Annotated in this window: 16 protein-coding genes; 11 read left to right on the forward strand and 5 right to left on the reverse strand. The window is 55.0% G+C overall.

All coding sequences use genetic code 11. The features are described from left to right. Positions 1–17 precede the first annotated feature (17 nt). Together ACR3ZL_RS03675 and ACR3ZL_RS03680 are read left to right on the forward strand one after the other, a co-directional pair. Positions 18–2,861: a c-type cytochrome gene (locus tag ACR3ZL_RS03675; RefSeq protein WP_473649244.1), complete on the forward strand. Its 2,844-nt coding sequence runs from the start codon at positions 18–20 to the stop codon at positions 2,859–2,861. 90 nt (positions 2,862–2,951) lie between these two features. After that, the gene (locus tag ACR3ZL_RS03680) at positions 2,952–4,472 is read left to right on the forward strand and encodes a DUF7133 domain-containing protein (protein ID WP_473649243.1); all 1,521 of its coding nucleotides are present in this window, start codon (positions 2,952–2,954) and stop codon (positions 4,470–4,472) included. A gap of 104 nt (positions 4,473–4,576) precedes the next feature. Here ACR3ZL_RS03680 and ACR3ZL_RS03685 read toward each other — a convergent pair whose 3' ends face one another. Next, entirely contained in the window at positions 4,577–7,432 is a 2,856-nt protein-coding gene (locus ACR3ZL_RS03685) for a transglutaminase domain-containing protein (protein WP_473649242.1), read from the reverse strand. Between the two features lie 493 nt (positions 7,433–7,925). Between ACR3ZL_RS03685 and polX the strand changes: the two genes are divergently transcribed. From polX to ACR3ZL_RS03715, 6 genes are all read left to right on the forward strand, one after another. Further along, positions 7,926–9,653: a DNA polymerase/3'-5' exonuclease PolX gene (gene polX / locus ACR3ZL_RS03690; protein ID WP_486173212.1), complete on the forward strand. Its 1,728-nt coding sequence runs from the start codon at positions 7,926–7,928 to the stop codon at positions 9,651–9,653. Between the two features lie 318 nt (positions 9,654–9,971). Beyond that, the gene (sucC, locus tag ACR3ZL_RS03695; protein ID WP_473649241.1) at positions 9,972–11,156 is read left to right on the forward strand and encodes an ADP-forming succinate--CoA ligase subunit beta; all 1,185 of its coding nucleotides are present in this window, start codon (positions 9,972–9,974) and stop codon (positions 11,154–11,156) included. A 121-nt stretch (positions 11,157–11,277) separates the two neighbouring features. After that, the gene (gene sucD, locus ACR3ZL_RS03700; protein WP_473649240.1) at positions 11,278–12,153 is read left to right on the forward strand and encodes a succinate--CoA ligase subunit alpha; all 876 of its coding nucleotides are present in this window, start codon (positions 11,278–11,280) and stop codon (positions 12,151–12,153) included. Between the two features lie 322 nt (positions 12,154–12,475). Continuing rightward, on the forward strand, positions 12,476–13,927 hold the full coding sequence (locus ACR3ZL_RS03705) for a zinc ribbon domain-containing protein (protein WP_473649239.1): 1,452 nt from the start codon (positions 12,476–12,478) through the stop codon (positions 13,925–13,927). Between the two features lie 60 nt (positions 13,928–13,987). Beyond that, positions 13,988–14,173, forward strand: coding sequence for a hypothetical protein (locus ACR3ZL_RS03710; RefSeq protein WP_486173213.1), 186 nt, complete (start codon positions 13,988–13,990; stop codon positions 14,171–14,173). Between the two features lie 82 nt (positions 14,174–14,255). Continuing rightward, on the forward strand, positions 14,256–16,052 hold the full coding sequence (locus ACR3ZL_RS03715; protein WP_486173214.1) for a M48 family metallopeptidase: 1,797 nt from the start codon (positions 14,256–14,258) through the stop codon (positions 16,050–16,052). Between the two features lie 61 nt (positions 16,053–16,113). Here the strand turns inward: ACR3ZL_RS03715 and ACR3ZL_RS03720 are convergent, their stop codons facing one another. The 3 genes from ACR3ZL_RS03720 to ACR3ZL_RS03730 form a co-directional block, all read right to left on the reverse strand. Further along, a complete protein-coding gene (locus tag ACR3ZL_RS03720; RefSeq protein WP_473649236.1) occupies positions 16,114–16,992 on the reverse strand; it encodes an SGNH/GDSL hydrolase family protein in 879 nt (292 codons plus the stop codon). A 97-nt stretch (positions 16,993–17,089) separates the two neighbouring features. After that, on the reverse strand, positions 17,090–18,544 hold the full coding sequence (locus ACR3ZL_RS03725) for a phytoene desaturase family protein (RefSeq protein WP_473653408.1): 1,455 nt from the start codon (positions 18,542–18,544) through the stop codon (positions 17,090–17,092). A 15-nt stretch (positions 18,545–18,559) separates the two neighbouring features. Beyond that, positions 18,560–19,285 (reverse strand): hypothetical protein, encoded by a 726-nt coding sequence (locus tag ACR3ZL_RS03730; RefSeq protein ID WP_473649235.1) that lies wholly within the window; start codon positions 19,283–19,285, stop codon positions 18,560–18,562. Positions 19,286–19,441: 156 nt separating this feature from the next. Here ACR3ZL_RS03730 and ACR3ZL_RS03735 point away from each other — a divergent pair, with 156 nt between their 5' ends. The 3 genes from ACR3ZL_RS03735 (at position 19,442) to ACR3ZL_RS03745 (ending at position 22,583) form a co-directional block, all read left to right on the forward strand. Continuing rightward, entirely contained in the window at positions 19,442–20,701 is a 1,260-nt protein-coding gene (locus ACR3ZL_RS03735) for a beta-ketoacyl-[acyl-carrier-protein] synthase family protein (RefSeq protein ID WP_473649234.1), read from the forward strand. A 148-nt stretch (positions 20,702–20,849) separates the two neighbouring features. After that, the gene (locus tag ACR3ZL_RS03740) at positions 20,850–21,101 is read left to right on the forward strand and encodes an acyl carrier protein (protein WP_283431771.1); all 252 of its coding nucleotides are present in this window, start codon (positions 20,850–20,852) and stop codon (positions 21,099–21,101) included. An 81-nt stretch (positions 21,102–21,182) separates the two neighbouring features. Further along, positions 21,183–22,583: a phytoene desaturase family protein gene (locus ACR3ZL_RS03745; protein WP_486173215.1), complete on the forward strand. Its 1,401-nt coding sequence runs from the start codon at positions 21,183–21,185 to the stop codon at positions 22,581–22,583. Positions 22,584–22,862: 279 nt separating this feature from the next. On the opposite strand, the gene ACR3ZL_RS03750 is transcribed toward ACR3ZL_RS03745, so the two are convergent. Beyond that, positions 22,863–23,120 carry a hypothetical protein gene (locus tag ACR3ZL_RS03750; RefSeq protein WP_473649232.1) on the reverse strand — a complete coding sequence of 86 codons (258 nt, stop codon included), beginning with the start codon at positions 23,118–23,120 and terminating at the stop codon, positions 22,863–22,865. Between the last annotated feature and the right edge of the window lie 46 nt (positions 23,121–23,166).

Consider the following 23,166-nt stretch of genomic DNA (forward strand, 5'->3'; position numbering starts at 1 on the left):
TTGGAAATCTTATGACGATGAATAGATGGCGCCACACCGTAGTGGCGTTGCTGATTGTGCTGCTGACGAATCGTTCGTTGCCAGGTCAGACGCCAGCACCAACGCTGACGCAGAAGCTACTGGATGAATCTCCCGCGAAGCTTGTTTTGCAGGCTCGCGAGAGTGGGGATATCGTTCGCGGTGCGATTTTGTTTCATCAAGGCAATATTGCCTGCGCGAAATGCCACCGCCCTCTTGAAGAGAAGGATCGAATCGGCCCCGATTTGAGTCGGCTGGGCAGCGAAGTGACCGATGAGTCGATCGTTGAATCGATTTTGCTGCCTTCCAAAGTCGTCAAAAAGGAATATCAAACGACTCGGGTGCTGAGCGTCGATGGAGACCTGTTTAGCGGAGTTGTGGTCAAGCAAGATGATGATGTCATCGTGCTACGCAGTCTCAGCGACGTCAGTCAGTTGATCACGATCAAGCAAGATGACGTGGAAGAGGTTTTCTCGCAGTCCACGTCCATGATGCCCGATGGGATTGCTGATCAACTCAGTGGCCCGCAGCAATTTCTGGATTTGTTGCGGTATGTGCTTGATGTAAAGCAACGTGGTCCAGACGAAAATGCGACTGGGAAATCCGTCAGTACGCAGCGTGAACTATCGCCGGAATTGCATGGTCGCGTTTTGATGCGGCAGCTCAACTGTGTTGCCTGCCATCAAAGCGAGAACGCAGAACGAGAGTTGTTGGGTATTTCGGCTCCGGACTTACGGTGGTCGGCGAAGCATCTGAACCCAAATTATCTGACGAAATTCATCGCGGATCCGCATCAGTCGAAGCCGGGGACCGCAATGCCTCAGATGATGTCACATTGGGATGTTGTGAAGAGATCGGAAGCGGCTTCCGCAATCGTCGCCTATCTGGTGTCCGTTACAGGAAACACGTTTCAAGAACCTGCCGACGAGACATTCGGCGACGCCTCGGTCACCAATGGATTCGATCTGTTTCATTCGGTTGGCTGCGTTGCTTGTCATGCACCTCGCGATAACAAGGCGGTTGAAAAGCCAATCACCGGATCGATTCCGCTGGGAACGTTGGCCGGGAAGTACTCTGCATCCTCCCTGGTGCAGTTTCTTGAAAACCCGCATGTGGTACGGCCGTCGGGACGGATGCCCAGCATGCTTCTGACTCATCATGAAGCTGTTGACGTAACGAGCTACCTGTTGCAGGACAACCAAGAGCTAACGAAGCAAGATCAGTTCAATTCGATGTCGAGCGCTGAGTTGATTGCTGAGGGCAAGTCGTTATTTCAATCGCTGAACTGTGCCCAGTGCCACACCGGGATTGATCCTTCGCCGTCGAAACCTCTGGCATCGCTGGCAATGTCGGATTTGAATCTAGATCAAGGTTGCCTTTCGGATGAGGCCAGTGACCCGGCTACAGGTGGATCTCGGCCACGCTTCGAGTTGAGCGATGAAGAATGTTCGCAAATTCGTGCGGCTTTGAAGGACGATGTTTCGAAGTGGAAGCCTGAGAAAACGATTGATTTTAATCTTGCGAACTTCAACTGCATCGCGTGCCACCATCGAGATGATCTTGGTGGGGTTACCAACGCGCGTACGGCTCATTTCAAAACCACCAATCAGAATCTCGGTGAACAAGGCCGGATTCCGCCGACGTTGACCGGTGTGGGTGCCAAGTTGAAGCCGAAGTGGATGCGAGATGTGATGGTCAACGGCCGATCCATTCGTCCGTACATGAAGACACGCATGCCGCAGTACGGGGAACAGAATATCGGGCACTTGGTTGAACTGTTTCAGTCAACTGACCGGCTTCCGGCAACGGAGTTTGCTGAGTTCAAGGACCAGAAGAAGATGCGTGAACTGGGGATGCATCTGGCCGGTAACAAGGGGCTCAACTGCGTCGCTTGCCATACTTATCAATACAAGATTTCCGATACGATGCCGGCGGTTGATCTGACCGAGATGACGGAGCGATTGACGAAGGATTGGTTCTATCAGTACATGTTGTCGCCACAAACATTCAGCCCCAACACCGTGATGCCATCGTTTTGGCCAAGCGGCGAGGCGATTCGGCCTGACATTGCCGGCACGCCGGAGCATCAGGTCGAAGCGTTGTGGCAATATCTGATCGACGGTCGGCAGGCGCGAGCACCCAGTGGCGTGATGCGTGAACCGCTTGAAATCGTTGTCAACGAAGAGGCTCGGATGCTACGCCGCAGCTATCCCGGGATCGGGAAGCGTGGGATCGGTGTAGGTTATCCAGGCGGAATCAACCTTGCCTTTGACGCCGAACAGATGCGTTTGGCTACGCTTTGGAAGGGCCAGTTCGTGGACCCCAGCGGCGTTTGGTACGGACAGGGGCATGGCAACGTTCTGCCATTGGGCAAGACGATCTCGCTTGCGACGGGACCAGAGTTAGATCAAGGATCATCGCCTTGGATTGTCGATGACGGGCGCCCGCCCGGCCATCATTTCAAGGGCTATGTCCTCGACGAACAAAGACGCCCCATCTTCAGATACTCCGTCGGCAACGTTGGCGTTGAGGATTATTTCGTTGAGTCAAAAGACCCAGCGACGGGGCGAGTCATTTTGCGTCGCCAATTGAAAGTGGCCTCCAGCGACATCGCTGTGGCCGACCCAACCTCGCCCTTGCGATTTCGTTTGATGGCCGGTGACGAAATTGCAATGTCGGCTGACGCAAAACAGCTTGTTGCTGCTCGGCTAACTATTCGCATCGTGTCGGATCATTCGGCGACAATAACGGAAGGTACCACTGGGGAGCAGGCATTTGTTGCGTTGCCTTTGGGTGCCAGGGAAAGTCAGGAACTGGTTTTGGAATACCAGTGGAATGACTGAGGACATTCTAAGCGAGCCAACTTTTTGTTGAGTCGTTCGATCGACCATCTTGTTTTACCCCACACACCACTTCGCTAGCGATCAACCTGCATGTTTACATCACTATTGAAACTCTCTGTGGTGATCACGATGGCCTGTGCTCCTCAGCAAGAACCGCTCGGTGAGTTCTGGGGTTCGGGTGAAAAGGAATCGGAATACTACGAGTTGGTCGATGTTCCATTGCCTAAAGAACTGGCGGTGGAGGCGGGTAGTTTTGAGGTGATGCCCGACAAAGACCGGTTGGCGATTGCCACGCGGCGAGGCGATATTTTGATTGCCGAAGGCGTATTCCAGAAACACCCTCAGCCCCGATTTAAGAAGTTTGCGGAGGGGCTGGATGAGGTTTTTGGGATGGCGTACCAAAACGGTTCATTCATCGTTAATCAGCAAACCGAAGTAACTCGCATCACGGACATCGACGGAGACGGTCGTGCCGATCGCTTCGATACGATCAGTGACGTGTGGGGATTTCGGAACTATCACGAGTTTGCGTTTGCGTCCAAGCCAGATCCTGAGGGCAATATCTGGGTCACGCTTTGTCTTTCGGAATCGTATAACTCCAAGGTGCCGTTTCGCGGCTGGTGTTTGAAGATCACGCCGGAGGGGAAAGTGATCCCGATTTGCAGCGGCCTGCGTAGCCCCGGTGGTGTTGGCCCCAACGAGCACGGCGTCATGTTTTATGCCGAGAGCCAAGGGCCGTGGAACGGTTCGTGCAGTTTGAAAGTGCTTCAGCCCGGTGGCTTCATGGGCCATCCGGTTAGCTTCAACTGGTATGACCTGGCTCCGGAATTGGGCAAGGCCCCCGTGGTTCCCAACACGCCGTCACGACTGGAGATTGAACGCAAGCGGGTGAAGGAATTGGTGCCCTACGCGGTTGTGTTTCCTTACAAGCGAATGGGCCGATCGATTTCCGGATTCATGGTGGATCGCACAGGTGGGAAATTTGGTCCTTTTGAGAACCAGATTTTTATTGGTGATTTCAGTTTAGGCGTTGTGATGCGAGCGACCACGGAACAGGTCAATGGCGTCTGGCAAGGTGCTTGCTATCCGTTTCGCGAGGGCTTTGCCACGGGATTGCTGGCGGTGCAGTTCACGCCCAATGGCAATTTGATTGCTGGCGGAACGAACCGAGGTTGGCCGGTACGCGGTCCAAAGGCGTACGCGATTCAGCGTCTTGATTGGACTGGGAAAATGCCCTTTGAAATTAAGGAAATCACGGCGCGGCCCAAAGGGTTTCATTTGACGTTCACTAAGCCTGTTGATCGGCAAATTGCAGTGGACCCCGATGTCTACCAACTTAAAACGTTCACGCACCTCTATCGGCAAGGCTACGGTAGTCCCGAAGTGGATCAGACCACACCGCGTGCAACGAAAGCGATCGTGGCTGACGACGGGTTGAGCGTTCTCGTTGAAGTGGACGGTCTGGTGCAGGGACACGTGCACGATTTTCATTTGCCAGAGATGAAGTCCGCGACCGGCGACAGTTTGTTGCACTCGAGTGCGTATTACACGCTGAATGAAATCCCGGTCGCTGGTGAAGTTTCCGATGAAGAAGATTTATCAGAACAGTGAAAGCATGTCGCTATGAAGAGCGATTCAAGTTCTTGATCTCGGTGCGGGATCCGTTTGTCGCGTGACTGGATTCGTTTGCATTGAGAGAATCGCTTGAATTGGGATCAGTCCGCGAACGTGACAACCTGGAAGATTTCAGGGATGTGAGAATCCCAAACGCCGTGACGTCCCACCGACCAACCAGTCGAATCGGCCTCCGGTGGATCGGTTTTGTACGAGTTGAATCGAAACAGCTCGATCCTCCACTGATCCCCTGGCTTGGGAGGAAGTGATCGCTGGTCACCCGCAGCCAACGCGGTCATCTCTTTCCAGGGGAACGCGAGTTCGACGGTCCAGCCGCGATCGATGTCGGAGTTGTCATTAAGTGTGCCCTGGATTTCAACCGCAGATTGAAAGTTGGGGAAGTCGTAACCTAGGAAGGCAACGCGTTTGCCGCGGGGGTGGTTGGTGAAGCCAACGCCGTTGAACTTTTGTGATTTTGGGTGGCCACGCTGGAGTTGCCGATCGCCGGCGTAGGTGTCGGTTGTGAACGCGTCTTGCCAAACGAAGAATGCTTCATAGACCGTACCGTAAGCGTTGATTTCAAATTCGTAGTACGCGTCCTTCCCGGCGATGAAAATCTCGACGTCGTTGTCCTTATAGATCGGGGCATCTCGCTCGAGGAACTTGGCCGTGACGTTTGGTTCGGTGACTCGAAAGCCGACGTACAAGTTTTCATCGTCCCATAGCAGCGATGCATGCGTTTCGTGCTTGGTCGGTTTCCCGCTAACGATGTCAACGAAGGATTCTGTTTTCGCGGCGGCATTCCAAACTGCTTCGTCGAGTTTGCCATCGACCACGATGGGATTGGCCGTTTTCATGGCCGTGTAACTTGGGATGACGGCGTCACCGATCAGTGCTTGGGGGAACGGTTTCGGCAGATCGACGGAGACGGAGTGCGGGAAGGCCAGGTTTGGGTCACCGCGTTGGGTCAGGGTCCGTACTAATTCACCGATCGTTCGTTCAGCCAAACCTTCGTAGAGCGTTTTTCCTTCACTCATGATTTTGACCGGTCGGTCCAAATCGATGAATCGATCGTCGAGACGCACTTGAACTTGTTCAACGTCTTTTCCACTAAGCGTGATGGTTTGCCCTTTTACTTCCGCAACAATCTCGCTGCGTGGACTGCAATTGGCGTCGTTGACGGCTAGCCAATAGGATTCATTGTGAGTGACGTCGTCTTGTACCCATACGATCCGGGTCGGGGTGGGATTGCGAACTTGTTTGGCCATCCAATCAATCGCGACTGCATCCTCGCGATCCATCCAGTGGCCCTTGCCGGGATAGATTTTGGCGAAGTGGTGATAGCCGCCTTGGTCCGCCGCCTGTAAGGCCGCCAATTCGCCTTTCCATTGGACGGCGATTTGATTGCGTTTGTATGCAGCGTCCTTGCCACCGACCTGCAGTGCGAAAGGCACATTGCGTAGACCTTTGGCAATGGTTTCGTTGGGGTGTCCCGCCATCATTGCGGCGGCGGCCCAGTAGTCGGACATTCTTGGTGCGAGCTGATAAACGCCATCGCCGCCGGCGGAGTAGCCCATCACGTAAACACGGTTCCAGTTCACGTCTTCGACCGCGACCATGCCCTCGATCAGTCGCTTCAGCATGATGTCGATGTGTTCCTGATGCCACAGGTTCCACGTGTCGGTAGGGGCTCGCGGGGCGACGTAGATTCCTTTGTTTAGGGAATAAAGGTTCTTTTGGTTTTCCCATTGTCGATCATTGACTGCTGCCGGAGCACCTCCACCGCCATGCAAAGAAATGTACAGGCTCCAGCCATCGGCCGGCTTTTTCCCAAAGGTCTTGTACGAAAACGGCATCGCCAATTCACCATGGCGGATCACGCGAGCTTTGATCTCAGCTTGTCGTTCGGCGCGAAGCATCGACAGGTTTCTCGCTGCAAGGAGTTCTCGTGCTGTAACCGAATCCGCTTTCGTCAACGGAACTTTCGCAAAGTCTTGTATGGCAAGCGGTTTCAAATTGTCGTTGGTCTTCAGCCACGACTGCATTTGTGAAATCGCATGCGCGGACGCGTTTGCGTCGATTTGGCTACGACGAAGCTGGGAATAACGCTGCGTTACATTGACGGCGGGGATCCAGTCCAGCTTTGGATTCCAAACGCAAGGGAAAGACAGTTCGGTCTTGCGGAAGCTGGCTGCATAGATCGCGTGTTGTGGATCGTCGGTGGCGGATGCGGCTCGTTTGAGAAACCAACCATCGTTGAGACGATCGCCTGTTGGTTCGGCCGCGCCGGTGAAATGCCATCCGTTGTCCCAGATTTCAACCCAAGAATGGTTGCCGCTGCCGTCCGTCCATAGCGGTGTTCCGACGAAACGGGCGGGCACGCCAACAGCACGGCATGCATCAATCAACAGAACCGATAGCCCGGTGCACGATGCGGTGGTTCCTTCGATCGACTCATAGGGACTTTGGTCGGCCTTGGCTCGTTTCGTCGAGTACCGTACCCCGAGGATGGAGAAGATGTTATGATTTAGGATCGCGGCGACTTCGCTTGTCGTTTTGGCGTCCGCGACGAGTGGCAGGAACCGCTTTCGAAAGTCGGCTCGCCAGTTGTCACGTCGCTCGTTGATGCTGGCATAGGGCAAAACGTCGTTGTGGAAAATGTCCAGCGGGATCGATTGGGCCCACCGATCCGATGTTCGTGACCGGTAAGCCAGATCGGTGTTTTCCAATAAGTAGTCCGCTGTCAGAGTTCGCAAGTCATCGTCGGGCATGTTTTCGATTAGAAACTCCATGCCCTTTCGCTGACTGGACGGCACCATCTGGAGTGCCTTTTCGATCTCGGCTCGGTTTTCGCCAGCGACCACCAAACGGGCATCGAGATCCTGCGGCGGATTCGCTTGAATGCCAGCCCCGAGAAACCCAGCGACTGAAAGACAAAACAGGAGTCGTTTGATCATCAACATTGAGGTCACCAAACACAGCGAAGAACATGAACGGGCACTGGGGGCTATTAAGAGAGCAAATAATGGGCTTCGTAAATAGCCGTAGAATCGGCGTCCTCGGCGTTGAGGAGGGGCGGTGACGTTAGTGGTTGAAGCTAAGTTCCTAGGCGATTCTTAGGTTGAGAGGTCTAAAGCCTTGGAGCTGAACGCTAGCATTTCCGTCGGTTAGCCATCCATTGTCAGGTCCTATTCAGTTCTAATTCTCTGGGTGCTGGCTTCCCTGCTGTCGCATGCGGTGCCTCTCGTCGGGAGTGGAATGGAATCGAATCGATAGACGTTTTTGGGGGCTGCAATAGTTGGAAGCAAGTCGTGGCACTTTTCGCGGATTGCCATCGGAGGTCGACTGACGGCCTTCCTCCAATACCGGTTGGATATTCTGGGGCGTGGTGCTAAACCTACGTGTTCGCTTTTCGGGCTTCTTCGCTTCGGTCTTTGTACGCACACACTCATGAACCCATCCACGCTAGACAACGCCGCCATCGCTGCTGTTTTTGAGGAACTCGCTGAGTTGTTGGAGTTTCGTGGCGAGAATCCGTTTCGAATTCGCGCCTATCAGAACGGAGCACGAGCGATTCGGGATCTGGACGAGCCGATTGCCCAGATCGCGAAAGATGAGAGTCGCAATTTGGCAGCGCTATCGGGAATCGGCAAAACGCTCGCTGAAAAGATCGGGGTGTTGTTAGAGACCGGGGCGTTGCCGCAGTTGATTGAGTTGCGTCAGGCGGTTCCTGAAGTCGTGATTTCGATGTCACGTATCCCAGGACTGGGTGCCAAGAAGGCCAGCAAGCTGTATGAGGAACTGGGAATCGAGTCTCTCGAGGACTTGGCCGCCGCATGTCGGGAGGGGCGAATCGCCTCACTGAAAGGTTTCGGAAAGAAAACCGAAGCGTCTATTCTGGATGGGCTGGCGATCGCCCAGGCTGCCGCGAGTCGATTGTATTGGTCCAAAGCAGATGAATTGGTGCAGGATTTGACGGATCACATGTCGCAGTGTGATACGGTCTCTCAAATGCAGTGGGCAGGCAGTTACCGTCGCGGCCGAGACACGGTGGGTGATCTTGACCTTTTGGCGGTAGCGGGAGACCGAGATGCTGCGATGGACCACTTTGAAGCTTTTTCCTCGCGAACGAGCACGATCGTTCGTGGTGATACGAAGATTTCGATTCGAGTGGCGAAGGCCTTTCAGGTCGATATGCGGCTAGTCGAACAGGATCAGTTCGGTGCGGCGCTGCAGTACTTCACCGGTAGCCAGGCTCACAACATTCATGTGCGTCGGCTTGCCAAGGAACACGGGCTGAAGGTCAATGAATACGGAGTGTTCCGTATTGAAGATGAGACTCGCGTGGCCGGTGCGACCGAAGAAGAGGTTTACGCGGCGATTGGTTTGCCGGAGATTGCGCCGGAGTTGCGTGAGGATCGGCAGGAGTTCGAGTGGGCGCGTCAGGGGAAGCTTCCGGAGTTGATTCAGACCGAAGACGTGCTGGGTGACCTGCACATGCACACTAGTGCTACCGATGGCCAAAACACGATTCGTGAAATGGCCGACGCCGCGATCGCTCGCGGGTTGCAGTACATCGCGATCACCGATCACAGTAAACGGGTTTCGATGGCAGGCGGACTGGACGGCGAAAAACTGCTGGCTCAGTGGGAAATCATTGACGAAGTTCGTAAAGAGTACGAAGGTCGACTGACGATTTTGAAAGGCATCGAATGCGACATCCTGGAAGCGGGCGGAATGGATTTGCCCGATGAAGTGCTGTCACAGGGTGATTGGATCTTGGCGAGTGTTCACTACGGCCAAAAACAACCGCGAGACCAGATCACCGATCGAATTCTCGGGGCGGTCGAGAACCCGCATGTCGACTGCATTGCCCACCCGACGGGGCGTTTGTTGAATCGACGCGATGCCTACGATGTGGATATGGACGCGGTCATGCAAGCGGCCAAGGAGCACGGCAAATACCTGGAACTGAACGCCAACCCGGCCCGGCTAGATCTCAACGACGTGCATTTGGCGGCGGCGAAACGAATGGGGATCCCGATCGTGATTAACACGGACGCGCACAGTGTTTTTGGGCTTGAGGTGATGCGGTTCGGCATCAAGCAAGCTCGCCGTGGTGGACTGACGGCGGCGGATGTGGCCAACACGCAAGCGGTCGACGAATTTTTGTCTTAGGGCAAATGCACATTCACGGTTACGAATCGAGTGCATGAATAATGTTGACAGTCAGCAGTGGTGTGATGTTGGCGTTGGGATGTGGGCCACTGCGGCTTTGCTCGATCGTGCGATTGTCTGATTTCACCTCTGCGATTCACAGGTGGGGCATGCTGAAATCGACTGATGCGCTGGTGTGACGCAGTGAAACGCGGTTGGCCCTAGTGGCGACCTTTTGGCCGAAGGTTTATATTCCCGAGCAGTGGCCCGCTTCAGCGAAGGACGCTGTCGCGAATTGCCAAATTTCACTCCATCGACCGACCCACGGGATTCGTCCTGATGAAAATTCACGAGTATCAAGGCAAAGAACTCTTCCGCGCCGCTGGCGTTCCCGTTTTGGAAGGGATCATGGTCACGTCGCCCGACGAGGCTGCCGCCGCTTACGACAAACTCGGTGGCAAAATTGCCGTCGTGAAAGCTCAAATTCACGCGGGTGGTCGCGGTAAGGGCAACATCATCGACAACCCGGACCAAAAAGGCGTGGTCCTTTGCAAGTCGGCTGACGAGGCGAAAGCCGCTGCTGCTGGCTTGCTGGGTAACAAGTTGGTCACGATCCAGACCGGCCCCGAAGGCCAAACTGTTTCGAAAGTTTTCGTCGAATCGGGCTGCGACATCGCTCGAGAGCTTTACCTCGGGATCGTCGTCGACCGGGCGACATGCAAGCCTGTGCTGATGGCCAGCACCGAAGGTGGTGTCGAGATCGAAAAGGTTGCCGAAGAAACACCTGAACTGATTTTCAAGGAAGCTTTTGACCCCGCAATCGGGCTCGAAGCATTCCAAATTCGCAAGCTTTGCAAAAAGCTCCAAATCGAAGGCCCCGCCGTCAAAAGTGCGTTCAAGTTCTTGACCGCCATGGCGAAGTTCTTCGTCAAGTACGACTGTGCGATCGCTGAAGTGAACCCGCTGGTTATCACCGGTGACGGCGAAATGGTCGCTTTGGACGCGAAGGTCACGTTTGACGAAAACGCGATGTTCCGTCACAAGGACCTCGAGCCGCTGCGTGACCTGAGCGAAGAAGAAGAGAGCGAAATTCGTGCGGGCAAAGCGGGTCTAAGCTACGTCAAGTTGGACGGCAACATCGCTTGCCTGGTCAACGGAGCGGGACTCGCGATGTCGACGATGGACATCATCAAATACCACGGCGGCGAGCCAGCCAACTTCTTGGACGTCGGGGGCGGGGCCAACGCGGCTCAAGTCACCGAAGCATTCCGCATCTTGTTGTCCGACCCGAACTGCAAGGGCGTGTTGGTTAACATCTTTGGCGGGATCGCTCGCTGCACGACGATCGCCGACGCAATTATTACGGCCAGCAAAGAAGTCGGTTTCACCGTGCCGTTGGTGGTGCGATTGGAAGGCACCGAGGTCGAAGAAGGCCGCAAGATGCTGGAAGACAGCGATGTCGACATCATCACCGCGATCGATATTACCGACGCAGCGAAGAAGATTGTCGCTGCCACCGCCTAGCGGCGGAGCCATTTAGCTATTAGCAGTCAGCTATTAGCTAGCTTTGTAAATCATGCAACTCTCAACTCGGCTGTTAGCTCGACGCTAATGGCCAATCGCTAACTGCTAAAAAGCTACCAACATGAGTATTCTGGTCGATAAGAACACCAAGGTCATCTGCCAAGGTATTACGGGGAATGCGGGCAAGTTCCACGCGATGGGTTGCCGAGATTACGGCACGCAACTCGTTGGCGGTGTCACACCGGGCAAGGGCGGCCAAGACGTCGAAGGCATGCCAGTTTTTGATACCGTCGAAGAAGCCGTGCAGCAAACCGGTGCTGATGCCACGATGATTTTCGTGCCGCCACCGTTCACTGCCGACGCGATTTTGGAAGCGGTCGATGCGGGGATTCGCATCATTGCCGCAATTACCGAAGGCGTGCCCGTCATCGACATGGTTCGGGTTTACGAAAAGGTCAAAGCAAGTAATTCGATCCTGATCGGACCGAACTGCCCCGGTTTGATCACACCCGGCGAATGCAAGATCGGCATCATGCCTGGTTACATTCACACACCTGGGAAAATCGGCGTGATGAGCCGCAGCGGTACATTGACGTACGAAGCGGTTTGGCAAACCAGTAACCTGAAGCTTGGCCAAAGCACCTGTGTTGGCTTGGGTGGTGACCCGATCGTGGGTACGAACTACATCGACTTGTTCAAGCTGTACCAAGAAGATGACCAAACCGAGGCGATCTTGATGATCGGCGAAATCGGCGGCAGTGCCGAAGAGGAAGCCGCTGCTTACGTCAAGGAACATGTCACCAAACCAGTTGCTGCGTTCATCGCTGGACGTACCGCACCTCCCGGCAAACGAATGGGCCACGCCGGTGCGATCATCAGCGGTGGCAAGGGAACGGCGGAAGAAAAGGTTGCCGCTCTTGAAGATGCTGGCATCGTTGTCGCACCAAGTCCAGCCGAGATGGGCGACGCAGTCGTGAAGGCGATGAAGAACGCCTAGCGGGCATCGCTCCAGTCGAAAACGATTCTGACATCGAATCATTTACCCAGAGTTCGCAACACGCGTCTCTGGGTTTTTTATTGGACCTTCGTGACTGCCTGGTACGTCAAAGCAGACTGCGTCAGTTTTGGCCTCGAAAGCTGATTTGCTTGCACCAACGGGGATGAGCCTTGCACTACAATCTTGGGGGTGTGAAATGCGCGTCCTATCGCGGATGCGTGGTGAAGCTGGGATTGTTGGGTGCTTTTCTTCGGGACTTATGTTCGATGCCGGAGCGTTGTTTCGGTGGGGCTGTTTGAATTGAAAGATAGGGGCGACGTTGATGGCGGATGGTGTCGTAAAGATTGTTTGTCCAGGCTGTAAGAAGCAACTGCAGATCTCTGCAACGCTGTTAGGTAAGCGGGTGAAGTGCCCGAGTTGCCAAAAGGTGATGGCGACGAAAGCAGCATCGGGAACAAAGCCGATTGCCGCGAATCAATCGCCCAAAGGTCAAACGCCCTCGAGTCAATCGCCGGGGAAGCCTGCGTCGCCAAAGCAAGTTTCGCCAAAGCCGCCGCCGACTCAAAAGCAGCCAGGTCCGCGAGGGTCCGCGAAGACAGTACCGACGAAAAAAGTACCTGCTCAAAACACGGCACCTAAACGCCAGCCTGTGACGCCTGCCGCCACAGGATTCGACTTTGGCGATTTGCCCGCGGTTGCGGTGTCCGGCGCAGCGAACTCGCCCTTAGGAAACGGGCCTCTAGGACCAGTATCGGGGTATGCGCCTTTGGCGGGTGGAGCAGTGCCAAAACGTCCCGCCGGGGTTCGCGGTGCGGGCGGTGGATCGAAGCCTGTTGACCTCATGCGATTTGGTTTTCACTTTGCCGTTGCCGGCTTAACGCTGGTTACTCTAGTGGTGAGTTTGCTGTGCGAGCACCCTCTGTTCATTGTTGGAGTGTTCCAGTGCGTGCTCGCATCGATCGTCATCGGGTTGCTGTTTATTCCTCGCTTGCACCTGATGAAACGCGTCTTCGGCGCCGTTTCAGAGACTGGCAAGATGTTCGCTCAGGCGGCTGCGGGACTAGGAACGGCTGGTGTTGCCGGGATTGCGATTCTGGCTATTACCAAAGGGGTGTTTCGGCTTGGCCGCAAAGGCGGTTCCGGAGACCTTGACCTCAGCGGCATGTCGATGTCGGGAGTAGGGGCAGCCATTGGCGGGCTGGTTGCGTTCGCTCTGGTCATCGCGATTGTTATCGGGATTTGGTATCTACTCGGGATCGCCAGGGCGATCGCGATCGCGTTTATGTTGCAGTGCTCGTTCATGCTTTTGATGCTGACGATTCAACTCGCAAGCGGAAAACCTGTCGGCCCTAGAGGGTTTTCGAACAACGCTGAGATGGAGTCTCTTAGGATGGAGCGTGATAAAGACACCTATCGCAACGGTAATCCGCACGGGAATCTGTCCGGTCATTCGCCTCGTGGGCCAAAGCCAGGGTTTCAATCCCCCTTCGCCCCTGGGCCGATTTCGCTGGGTGGGCCACCAAGTACGGTCGTAGAGATCAGGCTGGATTTTGTTGACGCCGATGCGGCCGAAGCGATTCAGAAACGCGTGGTCGAAAGTATGTCAGTAGGCGAGATGCGGGCCCAAAGAGGGATAAGGCGACTGCGTCTTTGGATTCGCTACGATCAGCCGGTGGATGCCTTGACGCAGTGGATCAAAGAAAATCAGGTGGCTGAGGTCATGTCATCGGATGCTGATAAACGAGTCATCCACTTGAAGCAAATAGCTCCCTAAAGCCATGGCGTTGCGTTGTTGCCAACGGTTGCCCTGAAGGATTTGCTTCCTGAGACAACGGTGATTTTTGAAATCGCTTACAGCATTAGTGATTTGCGATTGGAGGCCGCAGCGATTGTATTTGCGATCAGATTGGTGTTGATGTTGGGTCGTTTTGCAGTCGGGTGGGGTGGTTTTGAATTTGGTATCTTGAGTAATCACTTCGGTCTGCTTGCAAGGGAGTTTCCCGGTGCCCGTACGATTTAAATGTCCTCAATGTCAGACGGAATTGCGTGCCCGTGATTCCGATGTGGGGAAGAAGGCCCGGTGCAAGCAATGTCAAACTTCGATGCGTATCCCTTCCCCGCATCCAAGGCAGTCTTTGGCAAACCCGCCGGCAATCAAGGCGGAGGATTTGGCGGCAGCCCCATCACCGCTAAAGGTTCCGTCGCCGAAGGATCTAATTGATCAGAGAGATGTATCGCCAGTCGATCCTCGCGTGGCTTCGCCGGCGTCGTGTGACAACGATGATCTGTTTGGCAGTCTTCCGGAGTTTCATCAGGTGGAGCATGCTGTGTTGAAACCACGCTTGGCCGATAGCGACTTTCGCGATGCGATGGCTCAATCGCATGATTGCATCGATCAATTGGAAGCCGATTCGGCAGGAGTGGGCTCGGTTGCTTTTGATGCAGTAACGGCTGGTCGTGGTATCGATCCCGCGGTCACGACGACGTCCGCTTCCGAGTCTGACGAGGTTTCGGACTATGCGACGATGGAGGAGATGGTTGCGGCCGCGTTGCAAAAGCAGCAGCGTCGTGACCGCGCCGCGATCGCTGCCAAGATGACTGTGCCCGAGATCCAAAACGCGTTCCGGGGCGAGATGGTGGACTTCGATCACGCGGCCACGGTCAATGGTCGTTCGCTATCGGTTGCACTTGCCGTTTTGGTTTTGCCGATGATGTTTTCGGTCGCTGTGTTATTGATCACGATCGTGATGGTGGGCCTGCCCTTGGGGTGGATGCCGATTGAGTTTGGTACTGTTTTGAAGTACGGCGGCCTGGTCTGGTATCCGCTGGCATGGTGTTTGTTGTTGGCTGCTTGGATTCCGGTATTCAACCTGGTTAACGCGGCCCTTTCAGTCTTATTGCACGGCGCGGAAGAATCGTCATCACGACGGACGTTGACGCCGGACAATCAGCCGGTGATGTATGAATTCGTAACCCAGGTCTGTCAAAAGGTCGGTGCACCTGCGCCAACAAAGATTGAGCTGGACACGGACTTCAACGCATCGGCCTCGTTTCGCCGCGGTTGGGCAAGCATCGGTAAGGACGACCTTGTTTTGACGATAGGGATACCGCTCATCGCGTGTCAAAACGTGGGCCAGCTTGCCTCCGTTTTGGCGCATGAATTCGGTCACTTTCGGCAAGGCAGCGCTATGCGGAGCAACTACGTCATTCGATCGATGACGGGGTGGTTTATCCAGCGGGCAAAGTGGGGTCACTTTCGTGCCGAGGTAATCAATTACTGCCAAGATTCAGAGGACAGTAATAGTTCACTCCTCGCGATTTTCTCGTTCATTGGATATTTGGGACGCCAGATCATGCTTGGTTTTGGGATGGCCGGTCATGCGTTGGCTGGGTCGCTGTCCCGCGAGATGGAGTTTGACGCCGATCGCCATGCGGTGTATTTGGCGGGCACCAAGAACTTTATTGAATCCTCGGCGATGCTGCAGAGGTACGGAGTCGCTCATGCGATCACGATCGACAATCTGCGAGAGCTTTATCTCGGCACCGGGGTGCTGGTGAACAACATTCCTCGGCTCATGCTTCACATCGGCAAAACCATGCCGATCGATGTGATTCGTCGGATTGCCGATCAGAAGCAAAACGAACGAGAAGAGCGGTTCGACACGCACCCGCCGACTCGCGACCGGGTCAACGCGGCCAGGCAAGCCAACCAGTCAGGCATCTTCGATTGCAAGCGTCCGGCTTCGGACCTGGTCCGAAATTGGGCGGCAACGTGCCAGGAGTGCACGCTCGATTTCTATTCAGACGTCCTGCATCGGGATGTGTCAGCAGACCAACTGACCCCGATCGAGGATGTGTTGTCCTCGGAGCACCGGTTGTTGTTAGACACCCAAAGATAGTTCCAGCCAGTGCCTATGCGACTGGCTTGCGACTTGTGGTTGGCGTCGGCTACTGGTGGCTCTAGATGTTTAGAGTTTCACGCCATGTTTTCGCCATCAACGCGTGGCCAGCTAGGCTGGGGTGAACACCGTCACCTGCCCAATAGCTTGGTTTGGCAACCTTGACGGCCTCGTCAAACATTTCTTGGAACGGCACGCGTTCAAGAGACAAGCTTGAGGCGACTCGTCGGGCTGCTTCAAGCCGCTCAGTGAACTCGGGGAACCAGTTGTCTTTGACCGCGCCGCATCGCAGGACGAACGGTTCGCAGATCACGATTCGGGTCTCGGGCAGCTTGGATTGGGTTTCTTTGATGAGTTCCGTGTAGCCGTTTTCGTAATCCTCAACCGTGCCGTCGTAACGACCGTTTAGCTTGTGCCAGATATCGTTGACGCCGATCAAGATGCTAAGGACATCGGGCTTTAGGTCGATGCAATCGGCTTGCCAGCGTTTGGCCAAGTCAGGGACTTTGTGGCCGCTGATGCCCCGGTTGTGAATCTGTAGGTTTTGGCTGGCTTGGTCTCGCAAGAGTTCGCTAGCGATCAACAGCGGGTAGCCTCGTCCCAGAGATCGGGGGGCGTTGGCGGATTGATTCTTGCGGTCGCGTCCAGCATCGGTGATCGAGTCACCTTGGAACAGGATGACCGCGGTCTTCTTGAGTGTTTGACTGTCAGTTTGAGCTGACGCTTGTGCGGTTGTCGCGTCCAATGCCGATGCGGCTTCGGATTGGCTTAAAACGCTCGCAGCAGCGACGGAAGCGGCTGCGGCTTGGAACATGCGACGACGGTCAATGGAGTGGTTGGATAGCAACGGTGGCTCCTGCAATGGATTGCAAAACGGGGTGGGATTGCCGGTTTGGAAGGGACGCCCATCATAGTCACAATCGATGCCGCTTTGTTGCAAGTCAGACCAGCAAGATTCTGATTCGTTCCTAAAAATTCGGACGTGAGGCGCCGAACGTCTTGCGAGCGAGTGAACGAAAATTATCTTCCTTGCGTCGCTAGACCGCCGTGGATTCTTTAACCAGTAATTGATCGACCTCGTTGCTGACGATCACGCCGTAATTGATCGCGCCTAACCAGCCGCTCATGATGATTCCGACGCTTCCGGCGTGGTACATGCCGGTAATTTGTTGCGAGAGGGCCCGACTGACGGCAAGTCCTTCGAACTTGGTACCAAAGCTTGCACCGGATTCGTGCATCGTGTAGTGCTTGAACGTGCGAGGTGTAGCCGCCTCGGCGCGGTCGATTTTGTTGCGGATGCCGGGGATGTACTTCTCCAGTGCATCGATCGTGGTGTCGACTAGGTCTTGTTTGCTGGCGGCGTAGTCTTCCTCATTCAGATCCGCCCAGTCGGACCAGTTTGCATTGGTACTGCTGACGATTGCGTATCGTTCTTTTTTGGTTGGGCGCGTTCGTGGGTAGTAGAAGCTGAAGGTTCGTGAGGTGATGTCTCGGCTTAGTAGCAGGTCGGTGCGGAACTCTTTGGACGTCGACGTGAAGAAGAGGTCGCCGGAGGATTCGTCGATCTCCTCGCCTGGCTTGAGCGCCATGTAGACCTGGGTGCTGGAGTTGTTCAGTCGAACAGCTTGGGTTTGTTCAACGAAATCGCGGTCCAGCTTTTCGGTACCGATCATCTTCAGGATGGTGGTACGCAGGTTAGCGTTGCTTACCACGGCGCGGCATTTGATCGAGCGTCCGTGAACCTTGACTCCCGACACTCGGGTGCCGTTGATCGGGCTGTTGGAAACTTCAATTTCTTCCACTGGGCAATTGATGCGAATGTCGACGCCGTTGGCCGTCAGTTCCTTTTTCATGCGGGCGATCAGATCGTCGGTTCCGCCTTCATAGATGAAGACGCCCTTGTTCATGAAGTTGCTGAACACGATCCCATAAGTGATTGCCGGATCTTCCAGCGTGGAGCCGTTGGCGTAGGTGATCGGTTCCATCAACAAGCGGACGACATCGTCGCGTCCGGGGAAGAAACGGTCGAACAATTGACGCGTGGTGGTCGATTGGTCGTCATAGAAGTTCATGCCGCGGGCGGTGTCGAAGAACTCGTTGACGGTTGGCTCTTCGATGCCAAACTTTGAAACCAACAGACGTGTGAAGTCTTCGCGGTTGAAGGTGGTTGTCAGCGAAAATTGTGGGTTGTCGAACCGAATGTTTTTGAGCTGAACGATGCGATCAGCGATATCGCGGCTCCAGTACCGACGACATGATTTGACCATGCCATAGGGAAAACCGTGCAGCGAAATGTCGAACGTGTGACCACCGGGTCGCAAGAACCACGTCGCGAGTCCGCCTAGTTTGTAATGTTGTTCAAGTAGCAACACTCGGTGCCCGGCGCGACCCAAGATGTTTGCCGACGTCATTCCGGCCAGACCGCTACCGATGACCACTACGTCGTACTCGTCAGCGGCGTCTTTGAGGAAGTCTTTTGCCATGGTCGAAATGAAGTGCTTAGAGTGTTAGGGAAGTGTTTGGTCGGCCGGTTGTAGTTCGGCGTAGACACCGATCTGGTTTTCAGACGGAGCCTTGTCGCCGAATAGCAAAAGCGATTGTTCGCCAACGAGCCAACGTTCATCGAGCAGCCGAATGGATTGATCCGCGGCAACGATGACACGATCTCGAGCGATGCCTGTACTAATGACATCGTGGGATTGGCGGAAGACGAGTGTGTGGTCGTCCGGCAAAATCGTCCCCATTCGTTGGTTCGAATGGTCGCTGCGCACCAGTGTAGAGATTTTCCAGCGTTCGTCGCGGGGATCTTCTGCAATCCGGATCGTGACGATGGATTCCCCGGGGGGCACGCCAATCGCTGAATACCATTCGGGTTGCGTTTTCCCTTGAGGAAGCAGCGTGCTGTAAGCAATCCGGTAGCGTGATGCGGAAGGAACGCTTTGGCTCCACCGATTGGCGGGTGACGGCGTGTGAACCCGGAAGCGGTACGTCAGTGGCGTGTCGGTCGGGACGCGCACGGCGGCCAGTTGATCGGCGGGAACCTCGCCTAGGTTGCCGACTTGTCGCCGAAGCCGGTGCAGTTCCCCTTGCGTCCGCTGCAGCCGCCAGATCGACAGGGCGTTACCCGCCACCAGGGCCAAAATCGTGCCGCTGATCAACATCGATCGCAGTGACCATCGCAGCCTTTTTCTGGGGCCAGAGGGGCTGCTCGGCGGTGGGACGGAGGTTGTCATGGCAGGATTGTACGATGGCAGCAACCGAAGATGGGGAACCACAAAAACCCGCGTGGGCGTTGAGGAAATCGAGCTGGAACGCTACGTTTTGCTGTCCTATTGCACACTCATCGAACGAACACTCCCTGTGTCCGTTGGTTTTGGAATCAAAGTATCGTGATCGCCCCCACACTCACATCGCAGCTTCCCGATGACCAGCGGATTGTCATCACTGGAATCGGTCTGACAGCCCCTAACGGCAATGATTGGCAGTCTTTTCGCCAAGCATTGCTGGAGAAACGTAGTGGGGTGCAGCCGTATGAAATCCGCTATTTCGGCAAGACTTTGGCTGGCGTTTGCGACTTCGACGTCAAGAAATATCAGTCCAAAAAAGACGTTCGGCGTGGTACCCGTGCCGGTAGTGTCGGGGTCTACACCGCGAATGAAGCGATCGCCCATTCCGGCTTGGATTGGGAAAATGTCGATCGTTCGCGAGTGGGGATCTACGTTGGTGTGACCGAGCACGGCAACGTGGAGACCGAGAACGAGATCTTTGTGATCAAAGGCTTCGATTACGACACCAGTTGTTGGTCGCACCACCACAATCCGCGGACCGTTGCCAACAATCCAGCGGGCGAGATCGCACTGAATCTGGGCGTCACCGGGCCTCACTACACGATCGGAGCCGCCTGTGCGGCGGGCAACGCGGGCATCATCCAGGGGGCACAAATGCTGCGTCTTGGTGAGTGTGATCTGGCGATCGCCGGTGGGACGAGCGAGTCGATTCACACGTTTGGTATTTTCGCTAGCTTCAATAGTCAAAACGCGTTGGCGACTCACGAGGATCCAACACAGGCGTCACGCCCGTTTGACAAGAAACGTAACGGGATCGTTGTTGCCGAAGGAGGTTGTTTGTACACGCTGGAACGCTTCAGTGACGCGAAAGCTCGCGGGGCCGAGATTTACGGCGAGCTGGTCGGCTACGCGATGAACACTGACGCGACCGATTTCGTGCTGCCCAATCCCGAGCGGCAAACCCAATGCGTCAATATGGCGTTGAAGCGAGCGGGTTTAGCGGCGGATCAAATCGATATCGTCAGCACCCACGCGACGGGCACGATGAGTGGCGATTCGCAAGAGTGTTTGGCACTTCGTCAGGTCTTTGGTGAATGCAAGAATACTCGCATCAACAACACCAAGAGCTACATCGGTCACGCCATGGGCGCGGCCGGTGCGTTGGAATTGGCCGGTAATTTGGCGGCATTTCATGACAACGTGGTGCATCCGACGATCAACGTAGATGATCTCGACCCGAATTGTGATCTGCCTGGTTTGGTGCTCAACGAGCCTCAAGACAAGCCTCAGGTCGACTACGTTTTGAACAATTCGTTCGGGATGTTGGGCATCAATTCGGTCGTGATTGTCGGCCGGGTTTAGTGATTCGGGCTGAGTGGCCCGCGTTTCCCACCTGCTACTTTTAGCAACTTTCTTTGATGGGCTTGTGCGACAGCCCGTCGGGGCCGAAACTATTGCCCCACGTTAATACTTTTGTGTTCCTAGAAAATTCCTCCTGCTCGCACTATCCATGACCCCCGCTGAAATCCGCGCTGAAATCATCGACATTCTTGACGACATCTCTCCTGATGAGGATCTCGACGGGTTAGACGACCAGAAAGCATTCCGTGATCAACTCGAACTCGATTCGATGGACTTTCTTGATATCGTGATGGAATTGCGTAAACGTCACCGTGTTCAGATTCCTGAAGAAGACTACGGCAACCTGGCGAGCATGCATTCGACGGTGACTTATCTTGAACCCAAGATGAAAGACCTCTAGGAGTGTGAAAGGTAGATCAGGGCCACAGGACCACAGTGACGGTTCACTGGGGTCCTGTGGCCCTTTTTGCTGATCGCTTATATGTACGACACCATCATCATTGGCGCGGGAATGAGCGGTTTGGCGGCCGGAATTCGGCTGGCGCACTTTGACCAACGTGTCTGTATTCTCGAACGCCACTACACGATTGGTGGATTGAATTCGTTCTACCGCATGGGCGGCCGCGATTACGACGTCGGGCTGCATGCGATGACCAACTTTGCTCGCAAGGGCGACAAGCGGGGCCCGCTGGCCAAGCTAATCCGGCAGCTCCGTTTTGGTTGGGAAGATTTCAAGTTGGCCGAACAGATCGGCTCGTCGATTCGATTTCCCGGCGTTTCGCTTGACTTCAATAACGATATTGAAATGCTCGAGAGCGAAATCACGAAGCGGTTCCCGGATCAGATCGACGGTTTCCGGTCGTTGTGTGCATCGTTGTTGGACTACTCCGACATGGATGGGGGAGCCCCTGACTTCATGCGCAGTGCCCGTGAAGTGATGGCGGAGCATCTGACCGATCCCTTGTTGATCGAGATGTTGATTTGTCCGCTGATGTGGTACGGCAACGCTCGTGAAAACGACATGGACTTCGGCCAGTTCTGCATCATGTTCCGCGCCTGTTATTTGGAAGGCTTCGGCCGTCCGTATAAGGGTGTCCGCGTCATTTTGAAGAACCTGGTGCGGAAGTTTCGCGGTCTCGGCGGCGAACTCAAGCTTCGTCACGGTGTGTCAAACATTCACGTCGACAACGGGCGGGCCGTTGGTGTCGTTCTTGATGACGGAACGGAGATTCAAGGGAAGCGTATTCTGTCGTCCGCGGGCAACATTGAAACCATGCGGATGTGTGACGACATCACGACACCCGAGGTTGCCAAAGCCGGCAAGCTGTCGTTTATCGAGTCCATTAGTGTGCTGGATCGGGATCCAAAGGAATTGGGTTTCGATCGCACGATTGTCTTCTATAACGATTCGGAAAACTTCCACTGGAAGCGACCTGATGACTCGTTGTGTGACGCACGGACCGGTGTGATTTGCAGTCCGAACAATTACATCTACGACAATGACGAAGGGCAATTGCCCGACGGCATTGTGCGGATCACGACGCTGGCAAACCACGATCGTTGGTGTGAGCTTCCCGAGGCTCAATATCAAGCCCAGAAGATCACGCAGTACGATTCGGCGGTTGCATCGGCGGTTCGATTCATGCCCGATTTTCGATCCAATGTGATCGATACAGACGTCTTTACACCCAAGACGATTCGTCGCTTCACCTGGCACGATAACGGTGCTGTGTATGGTGCGCCCGATAAGCAGCTCGATGGCGCAACGCACTTGCCGAACGTCTTTCTGTGCGGAACCGATCAAGGCTTTGTTGGCATCGTCGGGGCCATCGTCAGTGGCATCAGCATGGCAAACCGCCACTGTTTGGCATCGGATCTCTAGGTCAGATCTGAAGACGTGGAAATAGCAGGCGGGCTGGAAGCGGTCACGCGGCGGTCTTCACGCGTTTGATGGTTGCTTTGTCTCGGTTTGGGCTGGTTTGAGCCAGAACGCTTGTTTCATTGCGGCCCTCGTTGCTGGGCTGGACCGGTTCGCTCTTCGGCGTTTGTTAGCGTGTTCAGTGGCGCATTTTCGCTCGGGGTATTTCAACCGCGCATGAAAAAACCCTGCCTGATGAATCAGACAGGGTTCTTATTTAAGTCGCTAGAGACTCAACACAGACTAGATGTCGGTGTTGGCATCTGGCGTTGGAGCTGGAGGTGCTGGTGGAGCATCTTCTTCAGCGGCAGCGTCTGCTGCAGGATCTGCAGCTGGAGCGGCAGGAGCTTGGTCGCTGCTGCTAGGAACAGCGTCGCCAGCCGATGGGGCAGCTTCGGCTGCTGGAGCAGCTTCGCTAGCACCGGTCGAAACGCTACCAGGAACCAAAGTTTCGCCTGGAGCTAGTTCGAAGCCTTCGCTGCTAACTGGAGCCGATTCCATGACGGAACCTTCCATTACTGGAGCAGCGCTGCCACCGCAGCAAGGA

Source organism: Rhodopirellula sp. J20-39, from assembly GCF_057365095.1.